The organism is Marinospirillum sp. (assembly GCF_044810985.1).
Classification (GTDB): domain Bacteria; phylum Pseudomonadota; class Gammaproteobacteria; order Pseudomonadales; family Halomonadaceae; genus Marinospirillum.
In genome coordinates this window covers 1877272-1896896 of record NZ_CP085242.1, presented here as the reverse complement: position 1 = coordinate 1896896, position 19625 = coordinate 1877272, and the positions used below count along the sequence as shown (strand labels likewise).

13 protein-coding genes and 3 tRNA genes are annotated in these 19625 nt (G+C 46.2%); 6 read left to right on the top strand and 10 right to left on the bottom strand.

All coding sequences use genetic code 11. The annotated features are described in order from the left end of the window. The first annotated feature begins 92 nt into the window (after positions 1-92). On the top strand, positions 93-1274 hold the full coding sequence (locus tag LG323_RS08910; RefSeq protein ID WP_404415056.1) for a cysteine desulfurase family protein: 1182 nt from the start codon (positions 93-95) through the stop codon (positions 1272-1274). A 299-nt stretch (positions 1275-1573) separates the two neighbouring features. On the opposite strand, the gene LG323_RS08905 is transcribed toward LG323_RS08910, so the two are convergent. Next, complete coding sequence (locus LG323_RS08905) at positions 1574-2026, bottom strand: antitoxin Xre/MbcA/ParS toxin-binding domain-containing protein (protein WP_404415053.1); 453 nt, start codon at positions 2024-2026, stop codon at positions 1574-1576. Positions 2027-2640: 614 nt separating this feature from the next. Between LG323_RS08905 and LG323_RS08900 the strand changes: the two genes are divergently transcribed. Together LG323_RS08900 and LG323_RS08895 are read left to right on the top strand one after the other, a co-directional pair. Then, positions 2641-2829 (top strand): hypothetical protein, encoded by a 189-nt coding sequence (locus LG323_RS08900; RefSeq protein ID WP_404415050.1) that lies wholly within the window; start codon positions 2641-2643, stop codon positions 2827-2829. Between the two features lie 230 nt (positions 2830-3059). Beyond that, positions 3060-5312 carry an ankyrin repeat domain-containing protein gene (locus LG323_RS08895; RefSeq protein ID WP_404415047.1) on the top strand — a complete coding sequence of 751 codons (2253 nt, stop codon included), beginning with the start codon at positions 3060-3062 and terminating at the stop codon, positions 5310-5312. 11 nt (positions 5313-5323) lie between these two features. Here the strand turns inward: LG323_RS08895 and LG323_RS08890 are convergent, their stop codons facing one another. Genes LG323_RS08890 through LG323_RS08880 form a run of 3 tightly spaced genes read right to left on the bottom strand, consistent with a single transcriptional unit; the run spans position 5324 to position 12067 of the window. Then, positions 5324-8578: a hypothetical protein gene (locus LG323_RS08890; RefSeq protein ID WP_404415044.1), complete on the bottom strand. Its 3255-nt coding sequence runs from the start codon at positions 8576-8578 to the stop codon at positions 5324-5326. Next, complete coding sequence (locus LG323_RS08885) at positions 8575-11319, bottom strand: hypothetical protein (protein WP_404415041.1); 2745 nt, start codon at positions 11317-11319, stop codon at positions 8575-8577. The genes LG323_RS08890 and LG323_RS08885 overlap by 4 nt, the downstream gene beginning before the upstream one ends. Beyond that, positions 11312-12067 carry a hypothetical protein gene (locus tag LG323_RS08880; protein WP_404415039.1) on the bottom strand — a complete coding sequence of 252 codons (756 nt, stop codon included), beginning with the start codon at positions 12065-12067 and terminating at the stop codon, positions 11312-11314. Before LG323_RS08880 ends, LG323_RS08885 begins: the two co-directional genes overlap by 8 nt. A gap of 513 nt (positions 12068-12580) precedes the next feature. On the opposite strand from LG323_RS08880, the gene LG323_RS08875 reads away from it, so the two are divergent. Continuing rightward, complete coding sequence (locus tag LG323_RS08875; RefSeq protein ID WP_404415036.1) at positions 12581-15727, top strand: DUF3427 domain-containing protein; 3147 nt, start codon at positions 12581-12583, stop codon at positions 15725-15727. A gap of 63 nt (positions 15728-15790) precedes the next feature. Next, the gene (locus LG323_RS08870; protein ID WP_404415033.1) at positions 15791-16735 is read left to right on the top strand and encodes a nuclease-related domain-containing protein; all 945 of its coding nucleotides are present in this window, start codon (positions 15791-15793) and stop codon (positions 16733-16735) included. Here the strand turns inward: LG323_RS08870 and LG323_RS08865 are convergent. After that, positions 16732-17118, bottom strand: coding sequence for a DUF302 domain-containing protein (locus LG323_RS08865; RefSeq protein WP_404415030.1), 387 nt, complete (start codon positions 17116-17118; stop codon positions 16732-16734). The genes LG323_RS08870 and LG323_RS08865 overlap by 4 nt on opposite strands. A 112-nt stretch (positions 17119-17230) precedes the next feature. On the opposite strand from LG323_RS08865, the gene LG323_RS08860 reads away from it, so the two are divergent. Beyond that, positions 17231-17704 (top strand): universal stress protein, encoded by a 474-nt coding sequence (locus LG323_RS08860; RefSeq protein ID WP_404415028.1) that lies wholly within the window; start codon positions 17231-17233, stop codon positions 17702-17704. Between the two features lie 53 nt (positions 17705-17757). Here the strand turns inward: LG323_RS08860 and LG323_RS08855 are convergent. From LG323_RS08855 to mutY, 5 genes are all read right to left on the bottom strand, one after another. Then, positions 17758-17833 (bottom strand) — tRNA-Thr (locus tag LG323_RS08855). Between the two features lie 10 nt (positions 17834-17843). Continuing rightward, positions 17844-17918 (bottom strand) — tRNA-Gln (locus tag LG323_RS08850). An 18-nt stretch (positions 17919-17936) separates the two neighbouring features. Next, positions 17937-18012 (bottom strand) — tRNA-Phe (locus LG323_RS08845). Positions 18013-18090: 78 nt separating this feature from the next. Beyond that, on the bottom strand, positions 18091-18366 hold the full coding sequence (locus LG323_RS08840) for an oxidative damage protection protein (protein WP_310695176.1): 276 nt from the start codon (positions 18364-18366) through the stop codon (positions 18091-18093). Beyond that, positions 18363-19442, bottom strand: a complete 1080-nt coding sequence (gene mutY, locus LG323_RS08835) for an A/G-specific adenine glycosylase (RefSeq protein ID WP_404415025.1) — start codon at positions 19440-19442, stop codon at positions 18363-18365. The genes LG323_RS08840 and mutY overlap by 4 nt, the downstream gene beginning before the upstream one ends. Positions 19443-19625 lie beyond the last annotated feature (183 nt).

The window sequence follows — 19625 nt, the reverse complement described above, 5'->3', positions numbered from 1 at the left end:
ATCGCATTGTGAAGAATGTCTTGAAAATGGAGCGAAGCCTTCAAGGGTACAGGTCAAAATATAACTTACTCTATTGATATGATTGAGCACTTATGAAAAAGCTTTATCTGGACTATCAAGCATCTACACCTGTAGCTAAAGAAGTTTTGCTCAAAATGCAGCCATATTTCATTGAGCTATTTGCAAATCCACATTCCGGTGATCATGCAATGGGCTGGAAGGCTGCTACGCACATCGATATTGCAGCACAACAAGTGGCCTACCTAATTGGTGCTGATAGCGATGAAGTAATCTTTACCTCGGGAGCAACTGAGTCCAACAATCTTGCGATTCTAGGCCTAGCTAAACGAGCAGCTCTAACCAAAACCACGCGAAAGCGAATACTCTTAAGTGCTATAGAGCACAAATGTGTTCTTTCGGCTGGGCATGTTTTAAAGGAACAATATGGTTACGTAGTAGATTACATTCCTGTAGACCGGAACGGACAAATTATATCAGCAGAGCTTGAGCAGCTACTAAGTGATGATGTCCTTCTTGTATCCATCATGGCTGTTAATAATGAAGTCGGCTCGATACAAGATGTGGCTTCACTCTCTGAAGTCATCAGAAATAATGGTGCGGTATTCCACTGTGATGCAGCCCAAGCTCCCATGGCTATGAGCATGAGAAATTTTGCGGAACAGGTAGACATGCTTAGTCTGTCTGGTCATAAAATGTATGGACCCAAAGGGATAGGGGCTTTATTTATCTCTCGTGACCTGCAAAATCAAATCGAACCATTGATCTATGGTGGCGGTCAACAAAGTGGACTTCGGTCAGGGACTCTGCCAACGCCATTATGTATCGGCCTTGGCGCAGCCGCTGAATATATCTCTTCAGCTGAATTATCTGGTATGAATAACGAATTACGTGCACGTAGAGACAAGCTCTTCAGAATGTTAACAGCTTTACCCTGGCCAACCACTCTCTATGGGAGTAAATTTGAGAGGCGTCATCCGGGCAACCTATCTCTAGGATTTGAAGGGTTCAATGCACAAGATATTCTTGGAGCATTACAACCTAATCTAGCTGCCTCAAGTGGTTCAGCATGTACATCAGGTATTCCTGAACCGTCTCACGTACTAAAGGCAATGGGTGTTACTACTGAAAAAGCCGAATCTGTCATTCGTTTCAGCCTTGGCTTTGAAACCTCTGATCAAGAGCTTGAGGAAACCGTGAGGTTGATCGATGCGGTGCTGCATAGGTTGTCAGGTAATGCATCAATTATCTCTTGAACACTTGGTTTAAATAAAAATCACCAAGATCGAGTCTTAAGTTGTCTGAGGCTGGATCTGGCGTAGGCAAACCGAGCAGATGGCAGAGCCAGTGATGAACGGGGGAGAGTTGGCCTACTCGGTGCCGATGGCTGATTTCCAGGGTTCAGAAATTCGTTGACTTGCTCAGTGCTGGGCAGTTGTGGCTGTTTCCTGTGTCCAAGTTGATTGCGATAACTTACACGAAACAGGAGTGGCTATGAAAGGGACGTGTTGTGCTGACATACAACATTTTTTCTATGGGATGCAGCAAGCCACGATTATGAAAATACGCCATGGTCAACTCGGCCAATAAGATCTTTAACCATTTCAAAATCAACTGTGGTGGCAACCATGTCCAATGGTCTTTTCCCTCCAAGACCGTAGACACTCTCTCGTATCCAATCCAAAGCTTTTTTTTCATCACTGAACAAGTCCGTTGCAAGTTTTATCAGCATGGCAAGCCTGTATATTGCATCACTCTCTTGGGTACTAAATCGCTCATCATTTGTGAGTTTGCGCTTCATAGTGCTCAGTGGAATATGAGTGATTTTACAAAACTCGCTTTGCGATAGCTTTGTTTTTTCAGCAAGGTTCCGGTATACCTTGGGTTTAAAGCCTTGATGCACGGCATCTGCTCGTGTTGTTTTTGCATCTTCAATACCAAGATTGAACCAGAAATTATTCTTGCTGACACGTTTAGGTTTGAAGCTTGTGAACTTGGTAGTTGCCATAGCCATTCTCCAGCTTTAGATTCACACGGCCTAATAATCCTGCTGTAAATGGGCTTGAATTGCAATGAGCCTTCCTACCAATGAATAAATTGCAGTGTTTTTTAGTGGCTATATTACCAACCATCTCTGTTAGCCTCGCAGTGATTTCTCATCGTTCTAGCTTCGGTCATGTAACGGTTTATAAGAATCCAGCCAAAGTTCGAGTTACTTAACGAATAAGAGTACTTTTGGTTGGAGAAGATGGAACTGAGTAAGCTGTTTGCAATTGATTAGGACTTTAGTGCCTCCTTGACGCAAAGCATGCAGCAGATGACTAGCTCATCTAAGTGTAGACAAAGAAGCTCACCATGTGTTTTCTGTAGTTCTCATGGTGTTTCAGCGAGCAAAGGCGACTTTAGGTTTGAATACTGGCTTCTTGGAATCCTTACAGTTTGCAAAAAAGTATGTGACGGCCCTCAGGCAGCGACTCCTACTCTTACTTTCCCTAGCTCCATTTCAAAACTTGCAAAATCTCAAATTTTTCCGCCACTGGCCTAGCTGATTAGGCTGACAGTTTTAGCGATACTCAACTTGCCATAACGGCATACCACAGTTCTCAAAAGTTGAGGTGAAGAATGAAAAAGATGAACAGCACAGCTGCATCACGCATCCAGTCGGGCACCGCGAAAAAGACGGGTGGCGTTATCCCTAAAGGTTCATTTGCTGCACGGGCTATGTCAGCTGCAGCAAAAAATGAAAATAAGGCTGGGTGGCCGTCAAAAAAAGAAGGCAAAAAATCAGGAAAAAAGCGTGACAACAACTAACCCAAAAATTGATTGCTACATGAAGATCGACTAACGTAAGGAGTTTGTCATGAATATAACAGTCGCTTTTAACCGCCCACCCTCTAGCCATCCTGGACCTGGTGGCAACTGGCCATCAACGACTAGTGAACCATCAGACGGCGGCCGAGGTAATGCGGTAACTAAGTGAAGTGAGTGATCTTTGAATCGTCGGCATGCGACTGCATGCCGACTCACATGGAGGTAGGAAAATGTCTAAAAAATCTCTTGAAACTCCATATCCCACTTTCCTTGAGCTGATAAGACTTGTTGCGAGTGCACTAGACCTTAAAAACTCTAATAAAAAGCTAGATGAAAAAGCCAGAAGCCTTCATGTTAACCCTTTTGAGCTAAGAGAAATTACTAATGAGGTGATTTGTCAACCTATTAGAAAATACTATGGAGATAGTCTGGCAAGTTATTCAGCATTAGCAGTTACAGATTTCTACCGTAAGTACCATGACCTAGTGGCATCAGTTTCAGTTGATGGACTCCGCCGACAAGAGGTCTACCCATACCTTGGTCAAGGTTACTTTTCGATGTGGCTTCAGTATGTGATTGCTGATATCTGTAAGGTTTTCAGTGGTCCCTCACCATCAGGCTTGCTTGATGAAGACTCAAGTTCTATTGGTGAAGTGCTAATTTGCCTTGAAAATACAGAAGAAAACTGGCTCTTGGCTCTGAAAAGTATGAGTAAAGAAAATCGAGATCGTATTGGATCATGGAAACGAGGATCGGAGTTACCTTCAAGCCAATCCATTCATTTACTCAAGCAGCGATGCTGCTCAAGTTTTAAGCTTAACTGGGATCGTATATATGTCTTACTTCTGGCAGGGCGCTCTCTAGACTATGTTAAAAGGAATTACTCTAGTTCAAGATTTCTCTCTGATACTAAGTGCACAATGTTATTGGGTGAGCCGGAAGTGTCGTTCAACGCGGAGGTGGTTAAAAAACAGGAAAATCTTAAATCTTTTTATGAGCCTGTTTTAATGGATATTGAGTACCTTAATAGTGCAGTCCTTGTTGGTGATATTGAGGTAGACTCAAACAAGGTGAGAAGAGCTATTGATCACTATCGTAGCTGGTTATCTAGTACAAATAGAAAAGACGTCCATGGTTACCTTGCTGACTGGATTGAAGCTAAGTGGAATGTTCGCTGTGGAGATCTGCGTCTAGCAAAACTATTCTATTGTAAAGCTTTTGAAAGCAGTATATATAGAGCAGGTTCATCATTTCAGATAATTGCCCGAGAGTCCTTTATTATTGCGTCATGTCAGTCAAAGCCCGATAAAATTTTACTTAAAAAAATAAAATGGGCTGCCTTGCTTTTTGGGTTTGATATCCCCGTAATTGAAGATGGTGAGAAATATTCAAATAAATTTGAAAGAACAGTTGAGAAGTGGGAGATTGAATCAGCAAAAAAAGCTTTTTGGCGAGTTTTTGATGAAGGTGGTTTTTTGAATCCTGGTGTAAAAGATAAGTATGTTAAACTTATAGTAATGCCGGGGGGCATTAACGTTGTTTTTGATGATATTCGTCCAGATTTTAGAAATCCAAACCGTGTTATTAAGATTGGAAGTATTCAGCGAAAAATACCGCAGCTAGTCTATTTCGTTATGTTTAATAAGCATAAAGAGGTTAAAAGGCTTATTGAGTTAGGAGCAGATGTAAATGCTTGCTCTGAAGTTGGTGATTCTGCAATTATGCTTGCTTTAGGTTCTTTGAACCCTTCTACACCATTTACGACCTTAGATAGAAGTTTGTATGATATTATTGTCGAATGTGACCATAAGCCTGAAACCTTAAATTTATCCAGCCACAAGAAAAAGTTAACAGCAATTATGGAGGCTGTACAGACAGGTCAGCCAGAGATAGTCCATCGAATCATTGAAATGGGTGCCAATCCAGATTTGCGGAGTGGTGTTGAGCAGCAAACGCCACTTAATGAAGTTCTAAAAATGCTGACTCGGCTAAGTGATCCAGAGTCATTTAGGAAATATTGTGAAGCTGTAGAAATGTCGTCAGTTAGCTTAGATGGTATGCGGAGGAATTTGCCAGGAATTGTTTCAAGTATGGATGAAACAAAATATCTTTTAGAGAAAATGAATTCTAGTGAGTGGTATGCACAGCATAAGGAGGATTTCCATGAAATGATTACTTCGAGAATTTCTAAATTCTGGCAGAGAGAAAAATTGATAAAAATTGCAGAAATACTGATTGATTCCGGATCAGATGTTAACGCTGTACATAAATTTCCAGTAAGTGGGTACACACCATTGATGCTGGCAGCAGAGCTGAATGAGGTTGAAGTTTTCAAATACATGCTTGAGCATGGTGGCGATCCCAAAAAATCCTATTATAAGCCTGACAGCCAAAGCTATGACTGCTACGCAATAGCGAAGGAGTGGGATTCAAAAGATGTACTTAGGGCTCTTAAGGATATAGACATAGCGTCAGAGCAATAAGTAGTCATCCATCAGGCTTTATACAGCAACCACATCATCATCAAAAACCGTGATGCCTCGGATGCTTTCCCAATCTCTTTGTTGATCAGGTTGATTGCAAGCCTGCCATGCTGGTCGAGTTTGTTCCCATCGTGGAAAGATTGTGTGGTCCATTCCAGTTTGCGGGCTTGGGGCAGCTTGTTCTTCCAGTGTTTAAGGGAGGCTTTGATCCAACGGTCTTCTGACTTTTTGCCATGCAATAGAGTCAGTCGTATCCATTCTTTGGGAATTTGCATGGCCAGGAGGGTATCGATAAATGCCTTTGCTTCATCCTCTTTATCAGCCTGTTCTTTGAAAATGACCCAATGCTTTTCCTTGCGTGTATTGGCCAGCCATAGGTTCAGCCAGCTATCGAACTCATCAGGATGCTCTAGGTTATAGTTATACATCAGAGCGCACATTTCTTTTGCCATTTTCTGATCGGCGTCATTACTGATTTCTGCTGGGATGCCTATCCAGCTTTTAGCCTCCTGAGGCGAGTTACGAGGACGTTTCAGCAGTTTGAGTAAGGGCTCAGTTGAGTTGCTACTCGATTTCAATCGCTCCAGGTTTTTTGATTTATTGAGCACCTTTCCTATAAGCTCCGAGCTGAATCCTGAGCGCTTGCTGAGCTCGTGCTTGTTCATTCCATGAACCTCATGATTGAAGATCAAGTTTCTCAGTCTGCAAAGCTCCTTATAAAAACTATATCGGTCATCTGATAGGGTTTCTGCATCTATTTCAGCTTTTCGAGTTTTGTTTTTTTGTTTAGCTTGTGGGTTGAGGTCAGGGTAAAGGTCTCGGTATTTCCAACGCAGCTTTTCAATAAATTCCTGAGTGCCTTTTTGGCACCAGCGGTAGGCTGTGGATTGAGCCACACCAGAAGCTGCAATCAGCATTTCTGTATCTGGAGGCAGGTGTTTCTGGATCAGGTGTCTGCTGATCACATCCATTAAATGAATGTAGTGCTCCAAAGAAATATTGGGTGAGGAATGACCCAGAAAGGCTGCCACATAGTGGAGATGTTTACGGGTCGGGCCTTGTTCGGGGTAGAGAGCCTCTTTCATCGCTTCGCCTTGTTCCAGCCAGGTCTGCGTTTCGGGCTGCATTTCAAAGAAACCTTCCGGCAGCCCCTGGTCGGCAACCATAAGGCGCATCAGAGTTAAGCTGGCAAAACTGTGACGGAAATGATGATAGCGAACAGTTGGGTCTTGAGTGGCTTCACGCAGTGCTTTGTGAATGGCCGGAAAGACCAGCTCCTCAGGTACAAAATCGTAGTTTTTCTCTGCGATGCCGAACAAAAAGGCATCTTTCAGCTTCCCGTCCCTCTTTCTTCGGTAGTCGGGCAGCTGGTTATCTTGCTCCTCAAAATATTCAGTGCGCTGTTGTTTCCAATCCATCAGCAGCTTTAGCTCCTCTTCATCCAAAAACAGCTTCAACGGTAACCGACGTTGAGAGCTGGATGTTTTCAATCGTCGCTTGGCATGAGGGCGAATCAATAGCTCTGGGTAGGCTTGCCCTTGAAGGTCAACGATGCGTAATTTGAGGGCTTCACTGCGCCTTAGACCACACTTGTAACCCAAAATGGCCAGTATTTGGGTGATTGTGACCAGATCGGGATGGATCTTTTCCAGCTGCGAAATCTCCAGGCAATCCAGCAGCTTTTTAAACTCTTCGACCCAAATGATTTGAGCATCGACTGGGGCGGGCGATGATTGAATGCCTAAAACCCCATGGGTATCAATGGGCTCAACATAAACTTCTTTCTCCAGATAGCTCTGGAAATGATGCAATGCCCTGGCAACCTTGATTCTGTGACCACGACTTTCAATATCATCAAGGATCTGGGTGTAGGTCTCTTCCAGTTCAGATGCACTCAGCTGGTTAATGGGTCTTGCGTCTAAATACTCCACCAGTCGGCTGCCGATACTGGTCAGATACCCTGCAATGGTCGTCGGTGAAAGCGAAGACTTTTTTTCATGACCAAAGACCAGCAGGTAGTGCGCCCATTTTAATAGTAAATACTCAGCGCTGCTCCGGGATTGCTGCGCTATGTGCTGGATTTCAGTATCCAGTTGATTGATAAAATGCTCCGGATTCTTCACAACTTCACGATCAGTGAGTCTTGTTAGCCAGGGGACTTCGGCTGAATTCTTGTTATCAAAATGCTGAGACCTTCCTGCCTTTTTTTTCCAACGACTGAGATCCAGTCCTGGTAGGTCTGTTGATTCCTGGGAGCCCTCTGTAGGTCTTCTGGCGAGGCGATAGAGCGAACTGGCCCTGAGTGAATGGGACAGATGCTTGCGCTTCAGGTATTGGGCAACAAAGGGTGGAATCCGCAGCTCAAGATACAAGGCTGTTGAGTCGAGTAACTCGGTCATGGTGCGGGGTTGTTGCTTTGATTCAATGCCAGCTTTTCGCAGCAGCATTTTGATGCTTCTGAAGAGATACTTGGTTGCAGTGGACTGTTGCCCCCTGGCATCAAAATCATTTTCATTGTTTAGAGTGCGTCTAAGGATCAGGGCTTCGGTCACCGGGTCGGGGTACCAGTTGCGGACCTCGACATCTTCGTGCCCCAGCCAGGAGGCGCTGATCCGAATATAGCTTTGCAGATTGAGTAACTGGATACAGTCGGGTTGCTGTAACGCTTTATGCAAACCGGCCAGGAGGTGGGTCGATATCAGGCCGCCATTGAGGATGGCTGATAATAGAATTCGGCCGAGCTCTTCTTGAGGTGAGAGATCATTAATCGCCAGTGTTTGCTTAAGCTGACTTCGCCAGCGTTTGTAGCGGTTAATGAGTTTAAAACGTTCTGGCGTGAAGCGGTTTTTTTCACGCGGTACATAAGAAGAGGCAGGCGTTGGGTCTAGTCCCCAAAGGGGTGCCGATTTTCCTTCTTTAATGACGCTTGTTTGACGGCCTCTGATAACGACCTTGCGCAGAACCTTCAACAGAGCATCGGTTTCATCCAGCTTTTGGCTGTACTCATGGATGATTTCCTTCAGGACTCTGCGCACTCTTTTGCTTGTTGGTTCTTCTTTATTTTCAGGGTGCAACAGAAATCTTGCGGCAAAACGTCCGTTTGCGACCAGCAGGTTAATGAGGTCAACCCAGTAGGGCAGCTCTGTTTCAGAAAAAGCAGATCGATCCCATACCAGTTTCGCGTGAGGACTCAGGTGGCTCTCAGCGTCACGCACCTCAATGGGCGTATCAAAATCAATAGCTAGCTGTTCTTGTTCAATGCTCATTTGTGGTACTGGCTCGCACAGACCTCAAACCCTAACTCTTGCTGAATGGCAGTGATGTGGGGTTTCAGGGTTTCCAGATAATCGTGGGTACTGAGTGTAGAGTGCTCTCCCCAGGGCTCCTGACCACGGCCCCAGTGGCCCATGAAGCCATCAACGACCTCGGCAGGACAGCCGCGAGCTCTCAGCGTGGTGCGCAGGAAGCGGCGATTGATATTAATGGGCAACGGAAAAGTGCTTTCCAGCAGTGGCTTGAGGGTTTTGGGCCGTATCGGCTCCCACCTCAAGTTGTTATCTAGTAGAAATAGTTTAGGAATGTTTTGTAGGCTGTTGAAATTGTAGGCCTCCTGATCCAGATGCTGGAGGATAGGCAGCAGGCGGCTATAATGGGTTTGATAATGAGCCAGCTGCTTTTGCACGCTATCCGGTATCCAGACGAGCCTGGCATTGTAGAGCTCAGGGCCATCCTTATCAGAAATCACTGCCAGTCCCGTTTCAGGGTCGATGTCATCCTCTGCCAGAACAGGATCTTTCACTGCCCTGTATCCGGTTGCATACCCCAGCATCAGATTAGAGTAGAGGGTAAAACAATTGTGGTAGCTCATTACCTGGTCGAGGTCCGATGGGTCGGGTGCCCGTTTGATCTGGGTTTTGAGCGTTGAGATCAGATTTTGAATACACTTCTTTTGCGGAAAGAAATGGCTGCCAACAATCGTTGCAGGTGCATGTTCATCAGCAGCACTGGATGTCTCAACTGGATCATGACGCTCAGGTCTTGGCAGTGAAGCGGTGTCCTGCCGCGCACCTTCAGAGCAGGGTAGTCTTAGATCGTAACCTTCCATCGATAATTCGCTGATTATCTTTTTGACCGTTTTGACATACAATTCAGTCTGTCGTTTTTGTTCGGGGCTGCTGTAGTGCAGTAGTGTCTGACCCAGAGGATGGTAGCGGCTGGTCGTCAGAATGGCATCGGCAACATCACCTGAGGTTTCTGTCGCAATTTTATGAAACAGGAACATCGATATTTTGTGCTCATTTAGGCGATGCCCAGAGGGTAGTAGCCTCAATAAGCTGTTTAGCGATGCACGGTAAGTTGGCGTCTTATGGGTGTAGAGCTTATAACTTCCTATTTCATCGATTTGGGCAACAAAAGCACGCCTCATTGCTGCGCCTAATCCAACTGGATCGGGTAGGTTTAAAAATTCCTCACGAGGATGCAGGTATTCCAGCTGTTTTTTGTTAGGTTTTATCTTGGCACTTGCATTAGTTAGCTTAATTCGAATGCAGCTATCACCTGAATTTCCCTTAAACAAATAGCTAATTGGCACGGGGTTTGGCAATGTTCCTTTTACCCACCGCAATCCGGTGACTGCTTTATCCAGAGTTGATCCCGTCCAGAGCATTAGTAGAATAATTGTTGCCGTTTCGCGTCGTTGCTGGTTAGATCTGTATTCATCCTGATCATAAATAATGCCCTCACACATTTTAAGAAGCTCGGCGATTTCCCACGTTGTCGCCTGAGCCCAATTCGTGGAAAGCAACTGATTTGCTCGAATAATATGGGCGATTTGATTGCCAATAATCAGCCGCCCAGCGCTTCGGGTTGATGGCTCTTCAGCAATGAACAAATCACCGCCTACAGCATTTTCAGCGATATCCAGGTCAGCCTGGCGCTGTTCCGTGATTAGGTGTTCCTGATCATCATCAACCGTAGCCTGCTCGCTCAGGAGCTGAATATCGCTGAGGTATCGACCATTTGAGCTAGGTCCGTAGGCTTCTTCAGGGTCTTGCTTTAGGTTTTCCTGTATCAAGCCCGAACCAAAGCGTACGAAACCATCATGCCAGCCACTTGATTTGCGTCGATATTTGCGGCGTTTTTTACCTCCGCCACTACCACTATTGAGTTGAACGAAATAGTTTTCCAACCATTTTTTAAACAGAGCACTCAGACCTGCTTTATATCGCTCTCTTTCTTCCCCTTGCCGATCCTGTTCACGTTCTGTAATGGTTTGATAAAGGTCAGTCAGGCTGCTCGGTTCATCAAAAACTTCCTGGCTGTCATCATCCACATCACCGACGGAAAACTGGCGAACGAATAGTCCGGCTTGCTGTACGCAGGAGTGAATGTCCTTAATTTTGTAGGTGCCAGGGTTATTGATCAGGTAATCTTGGGGGTTAGAAAAATTGTTCCTGAGATTTGCATGTGCTAGAAAGACCAGCCCTTGTAATATTCGAAATGACTCTTCCTCATCGATACTGGCATTCATGAGTGCTGCGTAAATGGGAAAGTCAGACATTCGCCCCCTCAGCGGGTGTCTATGGCTGTCAGCATCAATATCTTGTCCCTGTACATAAGCGCCAATATCAAAAGCATCACAGGCAATTAATTGATTTTCACTATTAGTTAGATGGTTTGATATTAGTGCGATAGCATTTTGGGAAATCGGCAAATCCTCAACCAATAGCTCTTGATCCTTTTCTTCAAAGGCATTGAATACGGCGTCCAGTGCAGATGAGAGGTTGTTCAGGACGGTTGTCAGTAGTAATAGGTCGCGAGGTGCATGCAGCAACCACAGGAGCAGCAGGGTTAACATTTGTGACTCTTGAGGCGATAGACCTGGAGCCGGGTTCGCCTTCACCCAGCCAATCAGCCGCTCGGTATGAGTGCCAAAGATCAGGTTTTCTTCATCATTGGAAACCTCGTTGGGACCTTCTGATGGATCTTGATTATCAGAATCACTCATCTGGACTCCCCGATTGAGGACCCTGTTTCTCTTTAGGACGCAGAGTGCGTGGATCAACCCCGATCTGTTTGGCAAATGTTATGGGTGTGATCGGGGGATTGGTGGAGATTACTTTTGGATATTTAGAGCGTTCCAGGTGTTCGAGTAGTTGAAATTGGCGTTGGATCAGCTTGCCTGTCTCATAATGGATCAGTGGATTCATGAGTCGGTCAGCAGCCACAAGAATTTTCAGGTGTTTGTCATTACGGCCTGTGTACCAGCGAACGGGAATATTGGTATCTGGCGGCAGCAGATTTATCGCTGCAATGTAGGCACGTGTATTGGCAACACAAAGTACTTTGCTCGCTTGCTGCTGAATAATGACAGGATTAATTTCCAACCATGCAAGCATGGCTTCTTTATCAAAATCGGGGGGCTTCAAGGGAGTGGGTAGGTGGCCTGCTTTATCAAGTGCCTGGTGGTACGGATGTAGGCCTCGAACGGCTTTGATTGCGATGTAGGTGATCGGGGTCAATAGGGTTTGATTGTCAGTATTTCCAGTTAATAAATCCAAATTGATCGGTTCGATATCAGGGTATGTTGGCCAGCTGATAATCCTTCCGTTATCCGAAATATTATATTGGGTTAGATCCACCCATTTTTGCTCTGCTGGAATTAGTTGATTAATTGGAATTGTTATTGAGATTTCTGGGCTCGATGTCGTAATTTTTAACGTTAGTCTACCTATCCGAACCCGTTCAATTTTCACAGTATTAGTCCCTAACTTTGACCCGATGTACTGATATTTTAAACATCATTTTTGCATGAGAGCAACGCTCATAGGGTGCAGCATAGCACGTTTTTCAGAATTCTCATTTTGTGACCAAAAAATTTTCGTTGTTGGTCGCTGATAGATTTTGAGTGTCGAAGGGTTTTTAGTGTGAAACGCCTATGAATAGGGCTTTAAGGGTGATTTATGTAGTTTGATTCTGGGTGAGGTTTACTAACCTCGCTGCTCTCCGGAGGGGTCAGAGGTTCGAATCCTCTAGGGCGGGCCATTTTCTAGATATCTCTGGCATAGCACCCGCTAATTCTCCTTTCCTGTTACTGAATCATCACCACTTCAGTGTAATCTGCTAAAAATACCATTCAGACTTGGGTAGTTGCTCCATTTATCAGGTTTTGTTTAACTCATCAGTATTAGAGTTAATAAGCTCAAGCTAACCAGCCAAAAGCTAGCTGATATTAACATCCTACTTAGCCTTTTTTGAGAAAATTGCTTATGCAGCAGTCTGGCCTTTATGAGCAACTGATTACCCAGTTGATTGCCTCCCGAATTGATAGTGAATCATTTTATGTTGGTCAGCGTCAGCTCGAACCAGCAGATGCAGCAGTTTGGCTTTCGCGATTTTTAAGCAAGGTGTTGGAATATGCGGTTAACGCTGTACCGAACCAAGAAAACCAGCTGCAAAAGCAGATTGAGCTGTCTAACCAGTTGCTCTATTGGTTAAAGGATAAACTGCAAGACCCCACTGAGTTCTTTGAAGAAAATTTGCTGGATACTCAAGGAAAAATCCTGACAGCCTTGTATGAAAAAGAAAATCCAATAGCGGCGAAGTTGGAAAAATATGCTGCGGATATCACCCCGTTAACAGGGCTATCCCAAAGTGAGCTCTTTTGCGGCAGTAATGCCGGCTTATCTTTAGAAAGTGAGATCAAGCGTGAAATCTTGTCGTCCGATGAGATCTACTGGCTGGTTTCGTTTATCAAGTGGACGGGTATCCGTATATTCAGCAAAGAGCTAGAAGAATTTACTCGCCGCGGTGGGAAGCTCAAGGTCATTACCACCTCTTATATGGGGGCAACAGATGCGAAAGCGGTCGAATTTTTGGCTGGTTTACCCAATACGGAAGTGAAGCTCAGCTATAACACTCAGCGCGAGCGCCTGCATGCAAAAAGTTACCTGTTTAAACGTGATACCGGCTTTGATACCGGTTATATCGGCTCCTCCAACCTGTCTCATTCTGCACTGACCAGCGGCTTAGAGTGGAACCTAAAAATTACCTCGCAAGAAATTCCGCATATTCTGGAAAAGTCTCTCAATACCTTTAATAGCTATTGGGTCTCCAATGATTTTGAAACCTTTGATGGCAAGATTGAAAGCCGAACCAAGCTCAAGCAGGCTTTACGACAAGCGCGTGGTGGATCAGAGGAAGTGGAGCTGCACTTTTTTGATCTCAAACCTTTTGCGCATCAGCAGGAAATTCTGGAACAGCTTGCTGTTGAGCGTAGTATTCACCAGCGGTTTAGAAATCTTGTAGTGGCGGCTACTGGTACTGGCAAAACACTGATCTCCGCCTTTGATTTTGTTCGCTTCCAAAAAGAAAAACCTGATGCCAAGTTTCTTTTTGTTGCCCACCGGGAAGAGATTCTTAAGCAAGCACGCAATGCTTATCGTGGCGTGCTGAAAAACAGCCATTTTGGTGAGCTCTGGGTAGGCGGTTCCAAACCTGAAAGTTATCAACAGCTGTTTGCCTCAATTCAAACACTTAACAACCAGCTATCACAGCTCCAGCTAACCCCAGATTATTACGATTACATTGTGATCGACGAAGTTCATCATATTGCTGCGGAAAGTTATCGTGCTGTACTGAATCACTTTCAGCCCGATGTTCTTCTGGGTTTAACGGCTACGCCAGAACGACATGATGGTTCTGATATTTTAACAGATTTTTGTGGTGTGATTGCTGCGGAAATTCGTCTGCCGGAAGCAATCAGCCGGCGTCACCTCTGTCCGTTCCAGTATTTTGGGATTGATGATGATACCGATCTGAGAAAGATCAGTTGGAGCCGAGGCCGCTATGATATTTCGCAACTGACTAATCTTTATACCCACAATCAAGCACGTGTAAATAAGATCATTCAGAGCTTGCGTGAAATCGTGACAGATATTGCTGGCATGAAGGCTTTGGCATTTTGTGTCAGCCGTGAGCATGCCGACTTTATGTGTAAGCAGTTTTTATTGAAGGGTATCCCCAGCGATTTGTTAACCAGTGATAACAGTGATGAGCGTCAGCAGAAGCAGCAGGCGATTTGCTCCGGTGAAATCAAAGTGCTGTTTGTGGTCGATATTTTTAATGAGGGTGTAGATATACCTGAAGTGGATACGCTGCTTTTCCTACGGCCGACAGAAAGTTTGACTATATTTTTACAGCAACTTGGTCGTGGGTTACGCCTTTCCGATGATAAAGAGTGCTGTACTATTCTGGATTTTGTCGGTAATTCCCGCCCTGAATATGACTTTTCCTATAAGTTCAGAGCCCTTGTGGGCAAAACTAATAAAGCGACCAGTAAAGAAATTGAAGAGGGCTTCCCTCATGCCCCTCCGGGATGTCGAGTCGAGCTATCTAAGCGGACGCAAGAGATGGTACTGAGTAATATCAGCCAAGCCAGCCTGACACTAGCGCGACTTAAAAGCATGATCCGTCAGTTTCAGCACGATGCAGACCTACCGCTAACCTTGGCAAATTTTCTGAAGATGAACCCGCATATCGAACTGGAAGAAATTTATAAACGGGATAGCTGGAGCAACTTGGTAGCTGAAGCCAATAATAACGAAGTGCGAGAGCCGGCAAGCAATACTCTGGTTAAAGTCTATAAACGTGCGATCACTACACGTTTTCTTGCTTGTGATTCTTACGATTATTTGCAGTTTTTAAAGCAGCTTTGTAGCAATTATTTTACGTTAACATCGGAAATGGATCAGACAATGGCAGTGATGTGCCATTACGATTTTTGGCAAGAAACAGGTGGGAAGGTAGGTTTTATTTCGCTTCAGCAAAGTTTGAAAAGCCTAAATTATCCAGTATTAAAATCCGAGCTGATGGACGTTTTAGATTTGCTAATCAATCGCACTCAGCACGAACAAAAAGCGCTTCAAAACTTACCGGGAAACCCTATCCGACTACATGCGCGTCATACGCGCGAACAGATTTTGGTGGGGTTTGGTGTGACAACCTTTGATTATCTGCGAACAGTGCGTGAAGGCCGCTATTTCGTTCAGGGTCAGAATATTGAGCTGATGTTTGTCACGCTTAATAAAAATGAAAAGCAGTTTTCGCCCACGACTATGTATCACGATTACGCGATCAGCGAAGACCTTTTTCACTGGCAGTCGCAAAATTCTGCAAGGCCGGATCGTGGCGTTGGTTTAAGCTACCTCCAGCATCGTCAAATAGGAAAACGGCTCTTTCTGTTTGTACGAGAGCAATCTAGCGATGAGTACGGCCGGACTATGGGGTTTGTGAATTATGGCGAGGTTGATTATGTCAGCCACACAGGCAGTCAGCCGATGAGTATAACTTGGCGTCTCAAGGAGCCTATGCCAAGCTTTATGTGGAAGCAGGCCGCGAAATTAGCAGTAGGATAAACACTGCTTATTCTAATAAAGTAAAAGCAATTCTTTTAGCAAATTAACTCCCTGGGATGGAAGATGGGCATTATCAAGGAAACTGACAGCATTCAACCGCAACTCTCTACTTTGGAGGAGATTGCTGAACTGGTGCGTACAAGTAACCCGGCTGTACATAAGCAGGTGATTGCCGAAATAAAGAAGCGCAAAGCAGGCCATTCAGCTGAAGTTAATGCTGCTTTCATGCTTGGAAAAATCTACCGTGATAGTGCTCGTGGTTTTTTGCTGAATGATTTGCGGCTGGATATAGAAGGTGATGTTGCCCAGATTGACCATGTGGTATTGAATGATTTCGGCATGGTCAATCTTTTTGAAACCAAGAGTTTTTCCTCAGGGCTGCAGGTGGATAAGGATGGTACTTGTTGGACATGGTTGGGACGCCTGCGTAAAGAGATTCCTTCACCATTGCGCCAGTCACAGCGTCACGAAGGCACGCTGCGTAAGGCATTGGCTGCCTGTGGCTATGATGCGATTGAGTTTCGGCATTTTGTTCTGGTGGACTACAAGGCACGTCTTACCAAGCCCAAAAAAGGCTTTGAAAATTTCTGTCGTCCGGATCGCTTTGATGAAGCAAATGATCAGGTTGCATTGGGAACAGGCTCAGCTTTTCGAGCGTTGGGTCGCTGGGCAGTAGGTAAGCGATTAGATAAAAGTGAATTGTGTAAAGTTGGCGAGGAGCTGGCTGCTTTGCATCAGCCACTTCAACCGGATTTTTGGGGGCAGTTTGGATTGTCTCAGCCTGAAGTTTCGTCCCCAGCAGAAGTCCCTATGCTGACATCATCGCGTCTGGCCAATAAACTGGGGTTAAGAACCCAAGATTTTCTGTTGAAAGCTGCGAAGTCAGGCCTGGCATACGAAATGGATGGTTGTTTCTTTGCTTCGCTGGATGGTGAGCAGTTGGGTGCAAAAAACTGCAAGGGGCGCTATGGCCCCTATATTCTCTGGCCGCAAAACCTGAGCCTTTAAATACTCCCTATAGCGTCTCTAAGCTGCTCTCGAACCTGGGCGGCGACTTCCTTGAGCTGGGCGTTGTCGATGGCCTGCATGGAGGCTACGGGGTCGATGGCGCTGACTTCGATGCCCTGGGGGCTTTCCTGAAGGATGACGTTGCAGGGCAGCATGGCACCGACCTTGGGCTCCAGACCTATGGCTTCCCAGGCCATGGAAGGGTTGCAGGCTCCCAGAATGCGGTAGCCGGACATTTCTTTGTCCAGTTTCTTTTTCATGGTGGCCTGGACATCAATTTCAGTCAGGATGCCAAATCCTTTTTCAGCGAGGGCGGCACGGGTTCGGGTATCGACATCTTCAAAGCTGCTGTCGGTGATGAGGGTGTTGATGGTGTAAGACATATTCTCTCCTTTTGGAATTCATGGAGGGAGTATAGAGCCAAAACAAAATATTGCCTGCTAGACTTCATGCAGTGCTTAAATATGATTTTACAGGATTTGCGGAGACAAGAGCATGGCAAGAGATCGGTTGACCAGCATTCTGGTGCCTGTCGATGATTCAGAAGGTGCTTCAAGGGCCGCTCATTTTGCCGGCAAGCTGGCCGCTGATCTGGGTGTTGAGTTGCAATTGATTCATGTTTTTCGGCGTGATGCCGGTGACTCTTTTGCTACGCAATATCTGGGGACGAATGAGAAAAAGTCCGATCATATGGGGGTAGACGTTTTTGCAGAATTGGAGCACAAGAAATCGCGTGGCATTTTCAAACAGGCTAAAAAGCAACTGGATCGACTGACCGGTTTGAAGATCAAGGAGGTGCTGTTGCAGGGTGATGCCGCCGCTGCGATTCTGGATTATGCCGGGAAGCAAAAAAGTCCGCTGATCGTGGTCGGGCGCAGAGGCAAGTCGGAACTGTCGGAATTATTAATGGGCAGTGTCAGCCAGGAGTTGGTGCATGAGGCTGAGTGTCCGGTGACGGTGGTGAACTGATCGGGGCAGGTGTTCTTCAGGCACAAAAAAACCCTGATTGGACAGGGCTTTAATGGTGCCGACACCAGGAGTCGAACCCGGGACCTACTGATTACAAGTCAGTTGCTCTACCAACTGAGCTATGTCGGCTTATTTAAGATGGCTGGGGTAGAGAGATTCGAACTCCCGGATGCCTGGACCAAAACCAGGTGCCTTACCACTTGGCTATACCCCAACTGATCATCCTAAAAGGTGGTGGCCAGAGGCGGAATCGAACCGCCGACACAGGGATTTTCAATCCCTTGCTCTACCAACTGAGCTATCTGGCCAACGGGTGCATATTAAATAGATCCGAAGGCTTTTCGTCAAGCGCTTTTTGAAAAACTTTTTATTTTTTGTTCAGTCGCTTACGAGTTTTCAGGCGGTACATAGCCTTCAGCCTGATCGGTTTCCTGATTATCCAGGAATTTCTCCATCTGTTCGAGCAGGTACTGGCGTGTTTGCGGCTCAAAGACTTTCAGGTGTTTTTCATTGATCAGGCGTGTCTGATGTTCCAGCCAGGCCTGCCAGGCTTGTTTGGAGACCGTCTTCATGAGTTCCTCACCCTTGGGGCCGGGCATGGGTGGCTGGGCCAGGGCTTCCAGTTCTTTCTGATATTTGCGGCAAAAAACGGTTGCAGTCATGGTTGTAATCCTTGTAACAGACGATTGATGGGTGCAGGCAAACCCAGGTTTGCCGGTTGACTCAGGTTATACCAGAGGGAGGCGGTGGATGTCATATCTGCGGGGTAGCCTGCACGGGCTTCCTGTAGCTGTTGAGCCTGGGGCAGGTGGGCCTTCCAGGGCTTAATCTGCAGGTGGTAGTGACTGAAGGTGTGTTGAAAGCTGGGCAGGGGCCTTGTATCGAGCTGTGCGCCCGGATACTGCTGTTCCAGCCAGTTTTCCATATCCGGGTAGCTGTCGAACTCCGGCAGGCTCCAGAGGCCGCCCCAGATGCCCTGCTGGGGACGCTGTTTCAAGAGGATCTGGTTTTGTGGGTCGAGCAGCATCAAAAATAACCGCTGTTTTTCAGGCTTTGCCTTTTTGGGTTTGGGGGTCGGTAGCTGATCGGTCAGTTGCAGGCTTAACGCCTGGCATCCATCGGCAACGGGGCAGCGGTGGCAGGCAGGGTTGCGCGGGGTGCAAAGGGTTGCTCCCAGATCCATGATGGCCTGGGTGTAATCAGCGGCCTGATGCTCGGGGGTCAGCCGGTCGGCTTTTTCCCAGAGCTGGCGGTTGATGGCGGTCTTGCCCGGCCAGCCAGAGATGGCAAAATAACGGGCAACCACGCGTTTGACATTGCCATCCAGTATCACGGCCCTCTGGTTGCTGCTCAGGGCAATAATGGCGGCAGCAGTGGAAGGACCAATGCCCGGCAGGCTTTGCAGGGTTTTCTGGCAGTCGACGGGAAAGTGTCCGCTATGCCGGGTGACGACTTCCTGGGCGCAGGCATGCAGGTTGCGGGCACGGGTGTAATACCCCAGTCCGGCCCAGAGATGCAGTACTTCGTCCTGGGGAGCTGCGGCCAGGCTTTCCACATCCGGAAAGCGTTGCATAAACCGCTGGTAATAATCGATGACGGTGCTGACCTGGGTTTGCTGGAGCATGATTTCAGATACCCACACCCGGTAGGGCGAGGTGTTCTGTTGCCAGGGCAGGTTCTTGCGGCCCTGTTGCTGATACCAGTTCAACAGTTGTTCGGCAAAGCTTGTGGAGGTCAAAGCAGCAGCCTCGATTGATCAACAAAAAAAGGCCCCGGATTTTACCCCGGGGCCAAGACTGTTTGCACTCTCTCTCCCTTGAAATAGTTCTGAGGGCACAAAGCGGTAAGAGTTCCTTTTTGTTGCCATATTTTTATAAAGATCGCTGGTTATGTAATAAATATGACCTGTGCGGGGGTGTTT

Bases quoted from the DNA above. Each gene is read 5' to 3' on its own strand.
- LG323_RS08910 (WP_404415056.1), top strand. From the start codon at position 93: ATGAAAAAGCTTTATCTGGACTATCAAGCATCTACACCTGTAGCTAAA.
- LG323_RS08905 (WP_404415053.1), bottom strand. From the start codon at position 2,026: ATGGCAACTACCAAGTTCACAAGCTTCAAACCTAAACGTGTCAGCAAG.
- LG323_RS08900 (WP_404415050.1), top strand. From the start codon at position 2,641: ATGAAAAAGATGAACAGCACAGCTGCATCACGCATCCAGTCGGGCACC.
- LG323_RS08895 (WP_404415047.1), top strand. From the start codon at position 3,060: ATGTCTAAAAAATCTCTTGAAACTCCATATCCCACTTTCCTTGAGCTG.
- LG323_RS08890 (WP_404415044.1), bottom strand. From the start codon at position 8,578: ATGAGCATTGAACAAGAACAGCTAGCTATTGATTTTGATACGCCCATT.
- LG323_RS08885 (WP_404415041.1), bottom strand. From the start codon at position 11,319: ATGAGTGATTCTGATAATCAAGATCCATCAGAAGGTCCCAACGAGGTT.
- LG323_RS08875 (WP_404415036.1), top strand. From the start codon at position 12,581: ATGCAGCAGTCTGGCCTTTATGAGCAACTGATTACCCAGTTGATTGCC.
- LG323_RS08870 (WP_404415033.1), top strand. From the start codon at position 15,791: ATGGGCATTATCAAGGAAACTGACAGCATTCAACCGCAACTCTCTACT.
- LG323_RS08865 (WP_404415030.1), bottom strand. From the start codon at position 17,118: ATGTCTTACACCATCAACACCCTCATCACCGACAGCAGCTTTGAAGAT.
- LG323_RS08860 (WP_404415028.1), top strand. From the start codon at position 17,231: ATGGCAAGAGATCGGTTGACCAGCATTCTGGTGCCTGTCGATGATTCA.
- LG323_RS08840 (WP_310695176.1), bottom strand. From the start codon at position 18,366: ATGACTGCAACCGTTTTTTGCCGCAAATATCAGAAAGAACTGGAAGCC.